Source organism: Bacillus sp. 01N42_2 (assembly GCF_056399565.1).
Genome location: NZ_JBFTRO010000002.1, coordinates 204202 through 224561, shown reverse-complemented (window position 1 = coordinate 224561; position 20360 = coordinate 204202). Strand labels below are relative to the sequence as shown.

General features: G+C 49.7%; 6 protein-coding genes. All 6 read left to right on the top strand.

Annotated elements, in window-relative coordinates; translation table 11 throughout:
- The 6 genes from fabD (at position 1) to AC1DN5_RS04780 (ending at position 20359) form a co-directional block, all read left to right on the top strand.
- Positions 1 to 2241, top strand: coding sequence for an ACP S-malonyltransferase (gene fabD, locus AC1DN5_RS04805; RefSeq protein ID WP_366969371.1), 2241 nt, complete (start codon positions 1 to 3; stop codon positions 2239 to 2241).
- Between the two features lie 67 nt (positions 2242 to 2308).
- Positions 2309 to 2557, top strand: a complete 249-nt coding sequence (locus tag AC1DN5_RS04800; RefSeq protein ID WP_016936047.1) for an acyl carrier protein — start codon at positions 2309 to 2311, stop codon at positions 2555 to 2557.
- 51 nt (positions 2558 to 2608) lie between these two features.
- Complete coding sequence (locus tag AC1DN5_RS04795; protein ID WP_064778933.1) at positions 2609 to 3871, top strand: hydroxymethylglutaryl-CoA synthase family protein; 1263 nt, start codon at positions 2609 to 2611, stop codon at positions 3869 to 3871.
- On the top strand, positions 3868 to 4641 hold the full coding sequence (locus AC1DN5_RS04790) for an enoyl-CoA hydratase/isomerase (RefSeq protein ID WP_049628506.1): 774 nt from the start codon (positions 3868 to 3870) through the stop codon (positions 4639 to 4641). Before AC1DN5_RS04795 ends, AC1DN5_RS04790 begins: the two co-directional genes overlap by 4 nt.
- 9 nt (positions 4642 to 4650) lie before the next feature.
- Positions 4651 to 5400, top strand: coding sequence for a polyketide synthase (locus tag AC1DN5_RS04785; RefSeq protein WP_366969369.1), 750 nt, complete (start codon positions 4651 to 4653; stop codon positions 5398 to 5400).
- 28 nt (positions 5401 to 5428) lie between these two features.
- Positions 5429 to 20359, top strand: a complete 14931-nt coding sequence (locus AC1DN5_RS04780) for an amino acid adenylation domain-containing protein (protein WP_366969368.1) — start codon at positions 5429 to 5431, stop codon at positions 20357 to 20359.
- Position 20360: the final 1 nt, after the last annotated feature.

Genomic DNA, 20360 nt, shown 5'->3' with positions numbered 1-20360 from the left:
ATGATCAGCTTTGTTTTTCCCGGCCAAGGTTCGCAAAGAGTAGGGATGGGAGAGGAGCTGTTCGGCCGCTACCCTGAATTAACCGCTAAGGCCGATCATATTCTCGGATATTCCGTTCAGGAGCTGTGCAGGGACGGAGAACGTCTCAATCAGACTCAATTCACTCAGCCGGCACTCTATGTCGTCAATGCTTTGAGTTATTTGAAAAAAACAGAAGAAACCGGCTTGAAACCGGATTTTACCGCCGGACACAGTTTAGGAGAATATAACGCGTTATACGCCTCGGGAGCCTTTGATTTTGAAGAAGGCTTGCAGCTGGTCAAAAAGAGGGGCGAACTGATGAGCCGCGCAAAAGGAGGAGGCATGGCAGCGGTGATCGGCCTAACTCATGAGCAGGTGACGGACGTTTTAAGAGAATATCAATTACATATGGTTGATATCGCCAACATGAACACACCGCAGCAAATTGTCCTTTCCGGATATAAAGAAGATATTGAAAAAGCCGCATCCGTATTTGAATCTGTAAATGGCGTGAAAATGGTTCACCGCTTAAATGTCAGCGGCGGTTTTCATTCCAGATACATGCTCGAGGCGAAGGAGGAGTTTTCACGGTTTATTGAATCTTTCCATTTTAAGCCGCTGTCCATTCCGGTCATTTCAAATGTGACGGCAAGGCCTTATGAGCAGAGAGAGCTGAAAGAGACACTCGCCGCGCAAATAACGGGATCTGTGAACTGGACAGACAGCATCCGTTTCTTAATGGGACGAAAGAACATGAGCTTTGAAGAAATCGGTCCCGGAAAAGTGCTGACCGGGCTGATACAAAGAATTACAGCTGAAGCGAAGCCGATAACAGATGAAATCAAAGCTCCGGCTGCGGCTGAAAAAAGCTCAATTACGGCGGCATCTTTAGGAAATGAAGAGTTTAAACGTGATTATCAGCTGAAATACGCCTATCTGGCCGGCGGCATGTACCGCGGAATCGCTTCGAAGGAGATGGTCGTCAGGCTGGCCAAAAAAGGAATGATGGGCTTTTTCGGAACGGGCGGATTGAGCATCGGACAGACGGAGGACGTCATTTTGTCAATTCAGCATGAGCTTCGTGACGGCGGTTCCTTCGGCATAAATGTTGTACATAATATGAAGCATGCAGATTCTGAAGAAAAAATGGTTGATCTTTTACTGAAGCATGGGGTGCAGAATTTGGAAGCATCAGCATTTTTAACGGTTACTCCCGCTTTAGTCAGGTTTCGCGCTAAGGGGTTAAAGCGAGGTGCTGACGGACAAGTGACAGCGCGTCAGCGGATTATTGCCAAACTGTCCCGTCCGGAAGTAGCGGAAGCGTTTCTCAGCCCGGCGCCTGATCATATGTTGCAAAAGCTTGCAGCCGAAAACAAGATTACCGCTGAGGAAGCGAATCTGATGAGAGAAATACCCGTTGCGCATGACATCTGCGTGGAGGCCGATTCGGGCGGCCATACTGACGGCGGAGCTGCCTACAGCCTCATGCCGGCGATCGTCCGTTTAAGAGATGACATGATGAAAAAATATCGATACGGCAAAACCGTCCGTATCGGAGCCGCAGGGGGTATCGGAACGCCTGAGGCTGCCATGGCCGCATTTATGCTCGGCGCTGATTTTATTGTGACCGGGTCCATTAACCAATGCACCGTTGAAGCGGCGACAAGCATTCCCGTCAAGGATCTGCTTCAGCAGATGAATGTACAGGACACGGCTTACGCGCCGGCCGGCGATATGTTTGAATCAGGCAGCAAAGTGCAGGTATTAAAGAAAGGACTGTTCTTCCCGACCCGCGCCGCTAAACTGCATGAACTGTATCAGCGTCACGGCTCAATTGAAGAAATTGATGAAAAGACAATCAGACAAATAGAAGAGAAGTATTTTAAGGCAAGTGTAATCAGTGTTTATGAAAAAGTGAAGGCGCACTATTCGAGAGAAGACATTTCAAAAGCCGAACGGAATCCGAAACAGAAAATGGCGCTCATATTCAAATGGTATTTCAGGCAAAGCTCCGCCTCGGCGATTAAAGGAGATCCCTATGCCAAGGTAGATTATCAGATTCATTGCGGGCCGGCATTGGGAGCCTTTAATCAATGGGTGAAAGGTACGGAGCTGGAATCCTGGAAAAACCGCCATGCCGATGGAATCGGCCTGCGGCTGATGGAAGAGACGGCCTCGCTTTTGAATCAGAAGTTACGTTCATTTTTGCAAACGTGTTGACAAGACGAAATGATAGATTGAAAACATGGAATATTCATAAAAAGGATGAAACAGGGAGGAACTGACAATGAGTAAAGATAGAATCTTTGAATTGCTGCAGAACACAATTTACGAGGTTTTGCCTGATTTAGAAGGCGAACGGCTCTCACATGAAGACCGTTTAGTTGATTTGGGGGCGGATTCAGTGGATCGTGCAGAAATTATCACGATGATGCTGGAGGAATTATCTTTGCAGATCCCGCGTGTGGAGCTGACAGGAGTCTCAAACATCGGCGAATTGGCTGAAAAGCTTTATGAAAAGGTACAGGCCGTCTGATAAAACGGCGCAAAAATCTAAAGCTCAAAATTCATATTGGAGGCGAAGTTCATGACTGCTGCCGGAATAGAAGCGATAAATGTGTTTGGCGGGACGGCATACCTCGATGTCATGCAGCTGGCGGAGTACAGAAACTTAGACCCTGCCAGATTTGAGAATTTACTGATGAAAGAAAAAGCGGTGGCGCTTCCCTATGAAGACCCCGTTACATTCGGCGTTAACGCGGCAAAGCCGATTATCGACCGATTGACAGAGGCTGAAAAAGACAGAATCGAGCTGCTGATTACCTGCTCGGAGTCCGGCATCGACTTCGGAAAATCACTCAGTACATATATTCATGATTACTTAGGCCTCAACCGGAACTGCCGTTTATTTGAACTGAAGCAAGCCTGCTATTCAGGAACGGCGGGCCTGCAGATGGCGCTTAACTTTATTTTGTCCCAGACCTCCCCAGGAGCGAAAGCGCTTGTCGTTGCAACTGATATTTCCCGGTTTTTAATTGCCGAAGGCGGCGATGCGTTAAGCGAAGATTGGTCTTACGCAGAACCGAGCGCCGGAGCGGGTGCCGTCGCCTTATTGATCGGTGAAAATCCGATCGTATTTCAGGCGGATGCGGGGGCAAACGGCTACTACGGCTATGAGGTGATGGATACATGCCGCCCGATCCCTGACAGTGAAGCCGGTGACGCCGACTTGTCATTGATGTCTTACCTTGATTGCTGTGAACAGACATTTCGCGAGTACAAAAACCGTGTGCCGGGCGCTGACTACAAAGAGACGTTTCACTACCTTGCCTTCCATACACCGTTTGGCGGCATGGTAAAAGGAGCCCACCGGACGATGATGCGAAAGCTTGCAAAAGCGAAAAACGCTGAGATCGAACAGGATTTTCAAACAAGGGTAGAGCCGGGGCTCCGCTACTGCCAACGTGTCGGCAACATTATGGGCGCAGCCTCTTTATTGGCTCTTGCCAGTACGATTGACCAAGGGGCATTCGGCACTTCTAAACGGATCGGCTGTTTCTCCTACGGGTCAGGATGCTGTTCGGAATTTTACAGCGGTGTTGTAACGCCTGAGGGACAGGCGCGGCAGCATTCTTTCAAGATAGAAGAGCATCTGAACGACAGATACAGGCTGTCCATGGAGGAGTATGAAGAACTGTTTAAAGGCAGCGGTTTGGTCAAATTCGGAACCCGGAATGTCAAATTGGACATGAATATGATTCCGAACATTTTAGACCATCATACCGGAAGCCCCCGTTTATATTTGGAAGAAATCACGGAATTTCACCGGAAATACAGGTGGATCCCGTGACCTATGAGACGATAAAGGTCCGTTTTCAGCAAAATGTCTGTTTCATCACCTTTTATCGGCCTGAAGCCAACAATACGATTAATGAGCGTTTAGTGGAGGAATGTCTGCATGTTCTTTCTGAATGTGGGGACTCCGTCACCTCCGTAGTGCTTGAAGGGCTGCCGGAGGTATTTTGTTTCGGGGCGGATTTCGATGAGATGTACGAGAAAATGAGACAGGGCATGCAGCATGCGGAATCACAGGAGCCGCTTTACCGTTTGTGGCTGGCATTAAAATCCGGGCCGTACATCACCATCGCCCGCGTGCGTGGAAAAGTAAATGCGGGAGGTGTCGGATTTGCTGCCGCGTGCGATATCGTCATCGCAGACGAGAGTGCTTCATTCAGTTTATCTGAACTGTTATTCGGGCTGTATCCCGCATGCGTTCTGCCGTTTTTAATTCAAAGAATCGGATTTCAAAAGGCGCATTATATGACGATTATGACAAAGCCCGTGCCGGCAAGGCAGGCACTTGAATGGGGACTTTGTGACGTATGCGTTTCGGACAGCGCAACAGAGCTGAGAAAGCATTTGCTGCGCCTTCGCCCGCTGTCGAAAAAAGCAGTCATCCGCTATAAACGATATATGGATTCCTTAAACGACCTTGTTCATCGTTCGAAATCCGCTGCTTTAGCCGAAAATCAAGCGATGTTTTCAGATCAGGATAACCAATCAGCCATCATCCGTTATGCAGAAACGGGGCGGCTTCCTTGGGAAACGGAGAACAGTTAGGAGGATATCATGCCGAACGCCGCAGTCGAACTGCTCGAAATTGAATCGGAAATTATCCAAGTGACAATGCAGGATAAAACCCACAAAAATGCCTTCTCCAAAGAGCTGACGGATGGATTGATGGAGGCTTTCGCCCGTATTAAAAAATCGTCCGTCTATAAAGCTGTGATTTTAACAGGCTACGGTCATTACTTTGCTTCCGGAGGCACACAGGAAGGCTTACTCAGGATTCAGCAGGGCATCACGAAATTTACGGAAGACCGGATGTACTCTTTGGCGCTGGAATGTGATATCCCCGTCATTTCCGCGATGCAGGGTCACGGAATCGGAGGCGGGTTTGTCATGGGGCTTTTCAGTGATTTTGTCATTTTAAGCAAAGAAAGCGTGTATACCGCAAACTTTATGAAATACGGCTTCACCCCCGGAATGGGCGCTACCTTTATCGTTCCGCAGAAGCTTGGGGCAAGCCTCGGACATGAAATGCTGTTAAACGGAGGCCATTACCGCGGCGGTGACCTGGAGAAAAGAGGGGTGCCTTTTCCAGTGCTTCCGAGGCAGGAAGTATTGGGATACGCACAGGAACTGGCCCGTGAGCTTGCGGAAAAACCGAGAAACTCGTTAATCACATTGAAAAGGCACTTGGTGACGCCGTTTCGCGAGCAGCTTCCGGCCGTCATTGAGAAGGAGTTAATCATGCATGACCAGACGTTTCATGATGATGAAGTGAAAAAACGAATCACGACGATGTACGGAGTATAAGACATACAGATGAAATGGAGGCAGCTCTATGAAAAGTGATATGAAGGCAAGCGGGTTACTCAAGCCATCTGTCAGCTATGGAAAATCATTGCGGCTTTCAGCGGATCAGCCGATGACGATTCCTGAAGTCCTGCATAAAACCGCCGCGGCAGCGGGAGATCAAAAGGGCATCACATATATACAGCCTGACGGCACCGAAGTGTATCAGACTTACAGCGGTTTGAAAAAGATCGCTCTTTCGATTGTGAAAGGACTCCGCCAATCAGGCGTGAAAGCCCATGATGAAGTCATTTTACAGCTCAGTGACAATTCTCAGCTGATTCCTGCCTTTTGGGGCTGTGTTTTTTTAGGAGCGATCCCGGTTCCGCTTGCGGCCGCTCCGGCTTATACAGAAATGAACAGCGGGACGCAAAAACTGAAAGACGCTTGGACGCTTTTGAATCAGCCGTATGTCATCACAAGCCGTGAAGTGCTGAAGGAGATGACTGAATGGGCGAAGGATCAGGAGCTTTCCGGGTTCTGCGCTTTGGCGGCAGAAGATCTTTCGGCGCATGAAATGGATACAGACTGCCATTATCCCCGTCCGGAAGATCTGGCGATGCTGCTGTTGACCTCGGGAAGCACGGGCACGCCGAAAGCTGTGATGCTCAGTCATGAAAACATCGTCTGCATGGTCAAAGGAAATATTCAGATGCAAGGCTATACAAGTGAGGATGTCACGTTTAACTGGATGCCTTTTGACCATGTCGGCGGCATCGGAATGCTTCATCTGCGTGATGTTTATCTCGGGTGTGAAGAAATCAACATACCGAGTGAATCCATTTTGATGGACCCTTTAAAATGGCTCGATCTGATTGATCATTACCGTGCTTCAGTCACGTGGGCGCCCAATTTTGCCTTCGGACTTCTCGCCGATTTCGCAGAAGAGATTCAAACGCGGAAATGGGACTTATCCTCCATGCGTTATATGCTGAACGGAGGGGAGGCCGCGGTTGCGAAAGTCGGACGCAGAATTATGGAGCTTTTAGAGCCGCACGGTCTGCCGGCTAATGCCATCCGTCCCGCATGGGGAATGTCTGAAACGTCTTCAGGGGTTATTTTCTCAGATGAATTCACGCTGGAAAACACGAGTGATGACGACCGCTTCGTGGAGATCGGTCTGCCGATTCCGGGGTTTAATATGAGAATTGCGGATGACCGCAATCAGGTGGTGGAAGAAGGAGAAATCGGCCGCTTTCAAGTGTCGGGTCTGACTGTGACGAGCGGATATTATGAGCGGCCGGACTTAAATGAGACTGTCTTTACAGAAGACGGCTGGTTTGAAACGGGAGATCTCGGATTTCTGCGGGAAGGCCGTCTGACGATAACGGGCCGCACGAAAGATGCCATCATTATCAACGGTGTGAATTATTACAGCCACGCCATTGAATCAGCCGTTGAGGAATTGCCGGAAATCGAAACGTCATATACAGCGGCATGCGCCGTCCGGCCGAATCAAAGCACGACAGATGAGCTGGCGATTTTCTTTGTGACATCTGTTCCATTGGATGAGAACCGCATGACGAAGCTTCTTCATCACATTCACCAGCACGTGACACAGCGAATCGGCGTCACCCCTGACTATCTGCTTCCGGTTGCGAAAGAAGACATTCCTAAGACGGCGATCGGAAAAATCCAGCGCACCCAGCTGAAACATTCATTCGAACAAGGGCAATTTGCTTCATTACATAATAACGGGCAAGAAGACGGCACTTCGGAATCAGCTTCTAAAGAGAAAGAAATTGAACGGGATTTTATCCGCTTTCTGAAAGAGGAACTTTCCATCGCGGATGAACTTGTTGATTCAAATACACCGCTTCAAAGTCTTGGCGTCAATTCGATTAAGATGATGAAACTCGCCAGATCAATCGAAAAAACGTATCATATCCGGCTGACGGCAAGAGAGCTGCACAAAAACCCGACGATTGGCGCTTTAGCCGCTTATACTGCTGAAAAATCGGCAAGCATGTCCGTTGACCAACACCCGGCAAAAGCCGAACCGCCGGCAGAACGGGAGAGCAAACAAACGGCGCCAGCGCTTTCAGAAGTTCAAAAAGGGCTGTGGACATTGCAGAAAATGTCGCCGGAATCGGCTGCATACCATGTCCCGCTCTGTTTCCGATTCACATCAGAAATCGACAAAGAGAAACTGAAACAGGCGTTTCAGCTTGTATTAAAACAGCACCCGATACTCAAAAGCGCCGTAAAGGAAACAGACGGCGGGTTTTATTTTGCAGAAGCGGCTGATCCTTTTGTATTTTCGGAAGAAGATATTTCTGACGTAAATGAATCACAAATACCAACTCTGATACGAAAAAAAGTGAAAGAGCCGTTTGTCAAAGAAGGCGGGCCTTTGCTGCGTGTGCAGCTGCTTTCAAAATCCATCTCGGAACATTATCTTTTAACGGTCATTCACCATATCGTGTTTGACGGTATTTCATCCATTACATTTATTCACAGTCTGCTGGATCACTATCAGGCGCTGCTGCAGGGAGAAGAATTTACAGCTGGTGCTTCCGTACATTCAGATTACGCGGTTTGGGAAAAGCGGTACTTGGCAAGTGAGGAAAGCAAGAAAGACCGCGCTTACTGGATGGAACAGCTCGGAGGCGGCCTGCCCGATCTTCAGCTTCCGCCGATGCGCACGGACAGCAGTGCTCCGGGGTTTACAGAAGAAACGCTGACACGCAGGCTTCCTGAACGGCTGCTGAAAAATGTCACGGCATTTGCCGCATCGCGTTCGATTCATTTGTCCACCGTCATGCTGAGCTGCTACATGGTGCTTTTAAGCAAGTATACGGATAAGGAAGATATTGTGACAGGCATGCCTGCAATGGTCAGACCGGAAGAACGCTTTGACGGGGTGATCGGCCATTTTCTTAACATGCTTCCCATCCGGAGCAGAGCCGGACGGAAAGAAACATTTGCTGATTTTGTTCAAAAGGTGCAGGATGCGGTTTTGGACGGACTGGATCACTCATTTTATCCGTTTCCGAAAATGGTGCGTGATATTCATGCGACACCTCGGCAGAACGGTTCGCCTATTTTCACTAATGCTTTTTTCTATCAGAATTTTTTGCAGCATTCAAGCTACCAATCGATGCTTGATGAATACAAGGAATTCTCCTGTGAGTTTGTAAAAGGCATTCATCAGGAAGGGGAATATGATCTTGTATTTGAAATGTGGGAAGAAGCATCGGGCATGGATCTTACAATTAAATACAGCACTGAATTATTTGATGAAGCCGGGGCAGCCAGACTTTTCAACCAATTTGTACAGGCAGCAGAATCTTTGACGGCAAACGCGGATATGCCGCTTGAGAATGTTTCTCTCATGACAAAAAGCGAGGAGCAAAAGATTTTTAAGACTTGGAATGAGACAAGCCGCGAGTATCCGGATGCCTGCTTCCATGAATTATTCGAACGTCAGGCGGCAGAAACCCCTGATGCCTGTGCAGTTGTGTATGAAAAGCAAAAACTGACATACCGTGAACTTGATGAAAAAAGCACGAAACTGGCGCTCTATTTGCAGGCGCACGGCGCGGGGCCTGATGATCTCATCGGCATTTATACAGATCGTTCATTGCATATGGCTGTCGGCCTTCTCGGCATTTTAAAAGCCGGGGGAGCGTATGTGCCGCTTGATCCTTCTTACCCCGCTGACAGATTGGAATATATGATTGCTGACAGCAGGATTTCAATGTGCCTGACGACAGCTGATTTAGAGCACTCTTTGAACTGGGGAGGCGTGCAGACAGCAGCCATTGATCGGGATTGGTCTGATATTGAAGAGACCGCGGGGGAAAGAATGGCGCTGAAACGGCTGGTGACGCCTGAAGACCTGGCGTATGTCATTTACACGTCGGGCAGCACGGGCAAACCGAAAGGCGTCATGATTCCGCATCGGGCGCTGACCAATTTCTTGATCTCGATGGCGCATGAACCGGGGCTTTCGTCCGAAGATAAACTGCTTGCCGTCACGACATATTGCTTTGACATCGCAGCATTGGAGCTGTACCTTCCCTTAATCACAGGAGCGGAATGCCATATCTGTAAGACAGAAGTCACAAAAGATGCACGGAAGCTGAAAGAACTGATTAAGGAGTACAAACCGACGATCATGCAGGCGACGCCGTTTACGTGGAAAATGCTCTTTCATTCCGGATGGACAAATGAAGAAAAGGTGAAAATCCTTTGCGGCGGTGAGGCGCTTAGCGAGCAATTGAAGCAGCAGTTTCTCGATACGAAAAGTGAGGCTTGGAATATGTTCGGGCCGACAGAGACGACAATCTGGTCCGCGGTGCAGCGTATAACGGAAAATGAGAGCGCGCTTACGATCGGGCGCCCGATTGCCAACACCCGTGTGTATATGATGGATTCCAGCCTCAACCCTGTTTTAGAAGGGGTGCCGGGAGAGCTTTGTATTGCGGGAGACGGATTGGCAAGAGGGTATTTCAACAAGCCTGAGCTGACGGACAAAGCCTTTGTCAGCCACCGGCTGGAACAGGGATCAAAACTTTATAAAACAGGCGATATGGCGCGTTTTCTTCCCGGCGGCCGCATTGAATACATGGGACGGATGGACAGCCAAGTCAAAATTCGCGGCTACCGGATTGAACCCGGAGATATTGAGAGCCGGCTGAATGCCCATCCGGCCGTACAGGAAAGCGTTGTTGTTGTAAACAATCACTCCGGAAATGAAAAGCTTTGCGCATTTTATATCCTGAAAAACGGAGAGAAGCTTCCGTCTTCAAAGGAATTGCGCAGGCATTTGAAACAAGCGCTGCCGGCCTATATGGCGCCAGCTTCCTTTGTCCGTCTTGAAGAGCTGCCGCTTACGCCGAACGGAAAAGTTGACCGCAAGCTTCTTGCAGCGAGCGATTTGACAGAGAAAAAGCCGGAAACAAAAACATTTTCTTCATCTCATATTCAGCAGGCGGTGCTTGCGATTTGGCAGGACGTATTAAAAAGCAGTGACATAGCGCTTGATGACCGCTTTTTTGATGCGGGAGGGGATTCGCTCCTTGCCGTAACTGTCACTGAACGGATGTCGCGGGAACTGGATTGTGATTTCAGTGTGACGGAGCTGTTTGAATACGCGACGGTAAAAGACATCAGCCGGTATATCGCTGAACAAAAACCGTCAGAAACCGTTTTTGCATCTGTATCAGAAAAGAAAATGAATGCAGAAAACCGCGAAAACCTGACGGGGAAATTTCCCGATTATTATGAAGAAAGCGTCGCGGTTATCGGTATATCCTGTGAGTTTCCAGGAGCGAAAGACCATTATGAGTTTTGGAATAACATCAAAGAAGGCAAAGAAAGCATCGCCTTCTTTTCAAAAGAGGAGCTCCGCCGTTTCGGTGTTTCTGAAGAACTGGCTGATCATCCCGGCTTCGTCCCGGCTAAAGCCGTTTTAGAAGGAAAAGAAATGTTTGATCCGGGTTTCTTCGGCTTTTCACCGAAAGATGCGGAATATATGGATCCTCAGCTGAGAATGCTTTTGCTCCATTCATGGAAGGCGATTGAGGATGCGGGATATGTCTCAACAGACATTCCGGAAACAAGCGTGTATATGTCTGCAAGCGCCAACTCTTACCGCAGCCTGCTGCCGGAGGAGACGACAGCACAGCTGGAAACGCCGGATGGCTATGTGTCATGGGTGCTTGCCCAAAGCGGGACGATTCCGACGATGATTTCTCATAAACTCGGATTGAAAGGGCCGAGCTATTTTGTCCATGCCAACTGCTCATCTTCTTTAATCGGTCTGCATTCGGCTTTTCAAAGCCTGCAGTCCGGCGAAGCCAAGTACGCCCTTGTCGGCGGTGCGACCCTTCATACGGAATCAAGTGCCGGGTATGTTCATCAGCCTGGGCTGAATTTTTCAAGCGACGGGCATATTAAAGCGTTTGACGCGGCTGCTGACGGAATGATCGGCGGTGAAGGGGCCGGTGCCGTGCTTTTGAAAAAAGCGTCCGATGCCGTTAGGGACGGCGACCATATTTATGCGCTGCTGCGCGGAATCGGCGTCAATAACGACGGAGCGGATAAGGTCGGATTTTACGCGCCGAGCGTCAAAGGACAGGCTGAGGTCATTCAGAAGGTCATCGATCAGACGGGCATCCATCCTGAAACGATCGCGTACGTCGAAGCGCACGGCACGGGAACAAAACTCGGCGACCCGATCGAACTGTCCGCGCTTCAATCTGTGTACGGCCGATACACAGATAAAAAACAATACTGCGGCATCGGTTCAGTCAAAACAAATCTTGGGCATTTGGATACAGCCGCCGGAATGGCGGGCTGCATCAAGGTCGTCATGAGCTTATATCATCAGGAAATCGCGCCGAGCATCAATTACAAAGAGCCGAATCCTCATCTTCATTTAGAAGACTCTCCGTTTTACGTTGCGGAAGGAAAAAAAGAGTTAACCCGTGAGAACACAGCGCACCGCATGGCTTTAAGCTCTTTCGGGCTTGGCGGAACAAATACACATGCGATTTTTGAAGAATATCCCGAGGTGTCTGAAGCAGCAGAATGGACAGGTCCGTACATTATTCCGCTGTCTGCCAGAAAACAAGACCGTCTGAAGGAGTACGCAAAACGGCTGCTGGCTTTTCTCGATGCAAAAACGGACGCCGATCTTGCGGATATTTCCTACACTTTCCAAGTCGGAAGGGAAGCGATGGAGGAGCGTGCGGCCTTTATCACAAGCAGCGCTGCGGAGCTGAAGCGGCAGCTTGCCGATTTTATCAATGATAAGCCGGCTGTAGCAGGCTGCTTCAGGGGAGAAAAACAGCAGGCAAAAGACATCGCCTGGCTTTCTGATGATGATGACAGCGCTGAACTCATTGAGAAATGGCTTGCGAAAGGAAAAGGTTCGAAGCTATGTGAAATGTGGAGTAAAGGTGTCGCCATCAATTGGCACAAGCTTTACAAAGACAAGCATCCGAAGCGGATCAGTGTGCCGGTCTACCCGTTTGCTAAGGAACCGTACTGGCCGAAAAAAGCTGAAACGAAAACATCTGCCGCACACACCGGAATCTCTGTTTTACACCCGCTCGTGCAGCAAAACACGTCAGACTTGGCCGTTCAGCGGTTCAGCTCACGGTTTACAGGCTCTGAATTTTTCCTGAAGGATCATGTGGTCAGAGAAAAAGCGGTGCTGCCGGGAGCGGCATATTTGGAAATGTCTTATGAAGCGGTAAAACGGGCGCTTGGCGGTTTATTAAAGGATCAAGACAGAATAACGCTCCATCATACGGTCTGGATGAAACCGATCGTCGTTCACGAACAAGAGCGCCAAGTCCATATTGCGCTGTTTCCTGAAGAAGACGGCATTATCTCGTATGACATTTACAGCGTAAACGCTGACGATGAAGAAGTGCTGCACAGCCAAGGACGGGCTGAAATCAAAAAGGCAGACCGAGAGCCTGAGGCAGACCTTTCTGCCATACAAAGCAGGTGCACAGCGGACATTCTAGATCCGGCGTCCTTTTACCGGGAAGGCAGGAGCAGGGGGATGTTTCACGGAAAAGCCTTCCAAGGCATTAAGTCCGCCTTTATCGGTGAAAGAGAAGTGCTTTCTGCCATACAGCTTCCGGATTCTGTTTTTCATACGAACGGACAATTTACACTTCATCCGAGCATCATTGATTCGGCTATTCAGACGGCCACGATCTGCATTATGCAGGAGTTTTCCGGACAAAAGCTGATTCTGCCGTTTGCGCTGGAATACCTTGAAGTCATCAAAGCGTGCACGCCGACTATGCGGGCGCATGCATACTTCAGCGAAGGATATCAAACCGGTGATTCCATGCAGAAAGCCGACATTGACCTGTACGACGAAACAGGAGCGCTTTGCGTGAAGGTGAGAGGCTTCTCTACGAGAGTGCTTGAAGGCGATGCAGAATCGGCTCAGCCATCCGGCTCGGAAAAGGTCTTGTTTACACCGGTATGGAAAGAAGCTGCGGCATCCGAGAAAGCTTCTGTGCATGCTGATGAGCATTTGATCATTCTTTGTGAAGATGCAGTTCATCTAAAAGATGAAGCGGCATCCGGCCTGAAAGACGCCGAACTGCTGATTGCGGAAGGTGAGGGCGGAACAGCCGCTGAACGCTTCCAAACCTATGCGCAGATGATCGCTGAACACATCCGGCGGATTATGAGCGAAAAAAGGCAGGGCCGCATTCTGATTCAGACCGTTATTTCAGCAGACGGCAGCCAGCAATTGTTTACCGGATTAACAGGTTTGTTAAAAACAGCCGAGCTGGAATACGGAAAACTTGACTGTCAGCTCATCGAAATAGATTCAATCGGCAAAATACCTACTGTCGCTCAAAAACTGAAAAACGACAGTCATCGGCCGCATGATAAACAGATCCGTTATAAAGGAGAAAAAAGGTATGTGAAGGCCTGGGAAGAAATGCATCCTCCAGGAAGCGGACCCGTCTGGAAGGACGAAGGCGTATACCTGATTACCGGAGGCGCCGGAAGCTTAGGTTTGATGTTTGCAAAAGAAATCACTGATCGCGTAAAACACCCGAAGATCATTCTGACCGGCCGCTCAAATGTGACAGAAGCCAAGCAGCGTGAAATCGCCATGCTTCAACATGCGGGCGCACATGTCGTCTGGAAAAAGCTGAATGCGGCAGACCGGCGGGAAAATGAGGCGCTGATAAAAGAGATTACGGCGGAATTCGGGGAGCTTAACGGAATTATTCACGCTGCGGGCGTGATACAAGACCGCTTCCTGCTGCAAAAAACGAAGGAAGAATTCCGGGAAGTGCTGGATCCGAAAGTGATCGGCACCGCTTATTTAGATGAAGCCAGCAAAGACTGCAGCCTTGACTTTTTCGTATTGTTCTCCAGTGTTTCCGGCGTTCTCGGCAATATCGGGCAGGCTGATTATGCCGCCGGCAACGCGTTTATGGATGCGTACGCCGCTTACAGGCAGTCCCTTACGGAGAATGGCCTGCGGCACGGAAAAACGGTCGCCTTTAACTGGACACTGTGGAAAGACGGCGGCATGCAGGCGGGAGACGAGACGGAGAGAATGATGAAAAAAGCTTTCGGCATGGTTCCGCTTCAAAAGGCTGCCGGCCTGGCTGCATTCTATGAAGGTCTGGCTCAGGAAAAGCCGCAAGTGTTAGCAGCTGAAGGCTACAAGGCAAAATTGAAACAGACGTTCCTATCCATTTCTGAAGCTGACAAACAGCAGGAGAAGACGGCAGAGCCTGTATCAGCCGTTTCATCAGGCCAATGGCACGATTCGCTTATCCGAATGGTCAGTTCGATTTTAAAAGTCAGCCAAGACGAGATTGATATTGATACGGAGCTGAGTGAATACGGCTTTGATTCTGTATCATTTACCGTTTTTACAAATCAATTAAATGAGGCGTATCAGCTGGAGCTGGCGCCGACGATCTTCTTCGAGCACGGCACGATCCGCAGTTTAGCGGAATATTTGACAGATGAGGATGCCGGCCTTCCTCCTCAGCCGGAAGAAAAACAAGATGAAGAGGAAGCTCTTCCAATGCTTCATACCGCTTTGACAGACATGGTAAGCGGAATTTTAAAAGTCGGCCGTGAGGATATTGAGATTGAGACGGAATTAAGTGAATACGGTTTTGATTCCGTAACGTTCACCGTCTTTACAAATCAATTAAATGAAGCGTATCAGCTGGAGCTGGCGCCGACGATTTTCTTTGAGCACGGGACGATCAGCGGCCTGGCCGAATATTTGGCAAAAGAGCACCCGGGCCGTTTCGGCGAAAAGAAGAAAGAGACGTCGAAAAAAGAGCAGCCAAAAGCCCATAAGCCGAAAACGCAGCGAAGAAAGCGTTTCGCGACGGTAATGCACGCTGCGGCAGAGACAAAAGAACCGCGCCGCTTTGACCCGGTTGCGATTGTCGGAATCAGCGGCCGATTCCCGGGCGCGAAAGATATAGAGGAATTTTGGCGCAATCTGAAAGAAGGAAAAGATTCGATCACAACGATCCCGAAAGACCGCTGGGATTGGGAAGCGTTTAATGGCGACCCGAATCTTGAAGGGAATAAAACGAATATCAAGTGGGGCGGCTTTATCGACGGAATAGCTGAATTTGATCCGCTGTTCTTTGGAATTTCACCGCGGGAAGCTCAATATTTAGATCCGCAGCAGCGGCTGTTATTGACTTATGCGTGGCGGGCGATAGAAGATGCGGGCTGTAAGCCGGAGAGCCTTTCCGGCACAAATACGGGCGTCTTTATCGGAACCGGAAATACCGGTTATAAAGATTTGTTCACAAGAGCAGGTCTTGCGCCGGAAGGACATGCGGCGACAGGCAGCATGATTCCTTCCATAGGTCCGAACCGTCTGAGTTATCTGTTAAATCTTCACGGGCCGAGCGAGCCGATTGAAACAGCATGCTCAAGCTCGCTTGTGGCGATCCATCGGGCGGTATCCGCCATAGAAAACGGAGAATGCGACATGGCGATTGCCGGAGGGATCAACACGATTTTGACGGAAGAAGCGCATATCAGCTACAGCAAAGCAGGCATGCTCAGCAAAGACGGAAAATGCAAAACCTTCTCCAAAGATGCCAACGGGTATGTCAGAGGAGAAGGCGCGGGAATTCTGATGCTGAAGAAACTGACAGATGCAGAACGTGACGGCAATCCGATTTACGGCGTGATCCGCGGTACGGCTGAAAACCATGGCGGCCGGGCGAATACGTTAACCTCGCCGAATCCGAAACTGCAGGCTGATTTATTGGTGAAAGCATATCGGAAAGCGGGAGTGGACCCGAGCACCGTCACGTATATTGAAGCGCACGGTACAGGAACGGAATTGGGTGATCCGATTGAAATAAACGGTTTGAAAGCGGCGTTTCACGAGCTGGCGAAAACAAATCAAGAGCCTGAAGTCTCCGGTCACCGCTGCGGCATCGGTTCGGTCAAAAGCAATATCGGCCATTTAGAGCTTGCCGCGGGAGTATCAGGCGTCATGAAAGTGCTTTTGCAAATGAAGCACAAAACGCTGGTGAAAAGCCTTCATTGCGAGACGATCAATCCTTACATTCAGCTGGATGACAGTCCTTTCTACATCGTGCGGGAAAATCAGGAGTGGACCGCTGCGGAAGATAGAAACGGAAATGCGATTCCGCGCCGGGCCGGGGTCAGCTCATTTGGCATCGGCGGGGTCAACGCCCATATTGTCATTGAAGAGTATGTCCCGAAAGAAACCGCTCAGCCTGAGCACAGCCCGGAAAATCCGGCAATCATCCTTCTGTCAGCCAAATCAAAAGAAAAACTGTTTGAACAGGCGCAGCAGCTGCAAAAAGCGATCCGCCAAACGCCGTATACAGATCAAGACTTGGCGGGCGTCGCTTATACGCTGCAAACCGGAAGGGACGAAATGGAAGAGCGCTTGGCCATTCTTGCAGCGACGATGGCGGAATTGGAAACAAAGCTGGAAGCATTTACGGAAAATGAGAAAAACATCGCCGGACTGTATACCGGCCAGTCCCACCGCAATAAAGATACGTTTGCACTGTTTACGGCGGATGAAGATATGGACATCGTCATTGACGCCTGGATCAGAAAAGGAAAATTCGCCAAGCTGGCAGAGGTATGGGTGAAAGGCGGCGTGTTGAATTGGAACCGGCTGTATGAAAAAGGCACACCGCGTTTACTCAGTCTACCGTCTTATCCGTTCGCGAAAGATACGTATTGGGTGCCTGAGAATCCTGACAAAAATAAGGTCCATACGGAGGAACGGATCAAACGTATTCTGACGAAACAATGGGAACAGAGTCCGCTTGAACTGCGTGAAACGTGCGCACGCCCCGTTGCGATTTTGACCGCCGGGGACACGATCAATCTCGCGGAAGAAATCGCAGCGCATATCCCGAATCACCGTATTATCACCGCATCAGGCTTTACCGGTGAATACGACTGGCAGGCGTTTGACGGAGTCATCGACCTCCTCGGCGCAGCGAAAGAAGATTCTGAAGACATGACCGGTATCCAATGGCTTCAGCAATTGATTGAGCATGGGCATAAAGAAGGAATGACACTGCTTTGTGTCACGAAAGACCTTGAGTCAATAGAAAAAGAGGCCAATCAAATAACAGGAGCAAAACGGGCCGGTCTGTACAGAATGCTGGCGTACGAGTACAGCCATCTGTCATCAAGGCATCTCGACCTTGAAGGAGCGTTTTCGGACGACATATTGGCGAAGCAAATTGCCGATGAGTTTCATGCCCGTACTGATGATGCGGAAGTTTGCCGTAGAGGCGGCGTGCGTTACCGTGCCGTATTGAGAGCCTCAGAAAACATAGAGATGAAAGGCGGGCGAATTGATTTTCCGCACCGCCATGCGCTGCTGATTACCGGGGGCACGAGGGGGATCGGTCTTTTATGCGCACGCCATTTTGCCGAACATTACGGAGTGAAAAAACTGGTGCTTACCGGCCGTGAGACCCTTCCGCCGCGACATGAGTGGACGGGCGGCCTGAATGGGGTGCAGGATTCTGTAAAAGCGAAAATTGATGCCGTTCTCGACTTGGAATCCAAAGGTGTACAAGTGAAGGTATTGTCCGTCCCATTAGCGGATGAAGCCGGACTGAGACAAGAACTGGATCAGATCAAACAGACGCTCGGACCAATCGGCGGGGTTATCCACTGCGCGGGTGTGACTGATAAAGAGACGCTCGCATTCATCAGAAAAACCGATGAGGATATACAGCGTGTGCTCGAGCCGAAAGTAGACGGGCTTCAGGCGTTATACAATGTTCTCAGCGGCGAACCGCTCAAGTTTTTCGTCCTGTTTTCTTCCGTGTCAGCTGCGATACCGGCGCTTTCAGCAGGACAGGCCGACTATGCCATGGCCAATGCGTATATGGACTATTTTGCAAACTCATACAAAGAGCAGCTGCCGATCGTAAGCATTCAGTGGCCGAACTGGAAAGAAACCGGAATGGGCGAAGTAACGAACAAAGCTTATAAAGAGAGCGGTTTATACAGCATCACGAATGCAGAAGGATTACAGCTTCTTGACGGCATACTTCTTGCATCAGCAAGAGGCCCTGTGCTGCCGGCCGTTCTGAATCCTAAGCTGTGGAAACCGGAGCAGTTCATGCGGCAAAGCAGCCAGGATAAGCCGATAAGTCCGGCTGCGGTAAAACCGGAAAAAACAGCTGATATGGCCGCGGACAACGAACAATTAACAAAGAAAACAGAAGAGTGGCTGATGGGATTATTTTCTGAAGAGCTGCGGATTGACCAGGATCAGCTTGAGACAGACGTATTATTCCAAGATTACGGAGTGGACTCCATTATCCTTGCCCAGCTTTTGCAGCGGATCAATCGGAATCTCTCAGCATCGCTTGACCCGTCCATTCTGTATGAATATCCGACGATTCAATCTTTCGCAAATTGGCTTCTCGATGGATATACAGAAGTTTTGTCAGATCTGTTTGATATGACGGCGGGGCCTGTTATGAAGGCGCCGGATGAGCCGGTAATTGAAACACAAGCTGTTAAGGCGGAGGAAGAGCCGGCCGGAAAACAGATTTACGGGGAAGATATCGCGGTCGTCGGCATGTCCTGCCGGTTTCCGGGGGCGGCTTCCTTAGAGGCGTACTGGTCGCTTTTGGCTGAAGGCCGTTCGGCCATCCGTCCTGTCCCGGATGAGCGTTGGGGTTTGAAGACACCTTATTACGCGGGAATGCTTGACGGAATTCATCAATTTGACCCGGATTTCTTTCTGCTGGCTGAAGAGGATGTGAAGGCAATGGATCCTCAAGCTTTGGCCGTTCTGGAAGAATGTCTTAATCTGTGGTATCACGCGGGCTATACGCCGGATGAGATAAAAGGAGAGGCAATAGGTGTGTATCTTGGCGGACGGAGCCGGCACAGACCGGGTGAAGAGAAACTGCTGGACGCGAAAAATCCGATCGTCGCGCTGGGCCAGAACTATTTGGCCGCAAATCTCTCTCAATATTTTGATATGCGCGGCCCGAGTGTTGTCCTCGATACGGCTTGCTCTTCTGCTTTAGTCGGAATGAATATGGCCGTTCACGCCCTTGCAACAAGAGAAATAAAAGCGGCCGTTGTCGGCGGTGTAAGCCTGTTTGAATCTGAAGAAACCCATAAATTGTTTGAACAGCGCGGCATTTTAAGTGCATCGCAGTCGTTCCATGTATTTGACGAACGCGCCGATGGAGTCGTACTGGGCGAGGGTGTCGGAATGGTTCTTTTAAAAACCGTGTCTCAGGCCGTTAAAGACGGAGATTCCATTTATGCCGTGGTGAAGGCGGCTTCTGTCAATAATGACGGAAGAACGGCGGGTCCGGCTACGCCGAGCCTTGAAGCGCAAAAGGCCGTCATGAAGACAGCTCTTGAAAAAAGCGGAAAACGGCCGGAAGACATCACTCATATTGAAGCGAACGGCTCAGGTACGGTCGTCACTGATCTGTTAGAACTGAAGGCCATTCAATCCGTCTACCGCACAACAGATGGCGGACCGCTCGGAATCGGATCTGTGAAACCGAACATCGGGCACCCGCTTTGTGCGGAAGGAATTGCAAGTTTCATAAAAGTTGTGCTCATGCTGAAAGAAAAGAGCTTTATCCCGTTTTTATCAGGTGAGCATGAACTTGCACATTTCGACAGAGAAAAGGCCAATATCCAGTTCAGCCGCACTCTGACAGACTGGCCGTCACCAATACCGGCGGCAGGAATAAACTGCTTTGCCGACGGCGGAACAAACGCCCATGTCATTGTGGAAGCGTGGCAGGAAGACGAAGGACGCCGAATCAAGCGCCATCCTTTAACACCGCCTGCATTAAATAAGCGGCTGATTTCGCCGGGCAAAGAAGAAACGAACGAAAAAGCTTCGGCAAACATCTGGGATACCTATGAAGTGGAGGTTTAAC

Bases quoted from the DNA above. Each gene is read 5' to 3' on its own strand.
- fabD (WP_366969371.1), top strand. From the start codon at position 1: ATGATCAGCTTTGTTTTTCCCGGCCAAGGTTCGCAAAGAGTAGGGATG.
- AC1DN5_RS04800 (WP_016936047.1), top strand. From the start codon at position 2,309: ATGAGTAAAGATAGAATCTTTGAATTGCTGCAGAACACAATTTACGAG.
- AC1DN5_RS04795 (WP_064778933.1), top strand. From the start codon at position 2,609: ATGACTGCTGCCGGAATAGAAGCGATAAATGTGTTTGGCGGGACGGCA.
- AC1DN5_RS04785 (WP_366969369.1), top strand. From the start codon at position 4,651: ATGCCGAACGCCGCAGTCGAACTGCTCGAAATTGAATCGGAAATTATC.
- AC1DN5_RS04780 (WP_366969368.1), top strand. From the start codon at position 5,429: ATGAAAAGTGATATGAAGGCAAGCGGGTTACTCAAGCCATCTGTCAGC.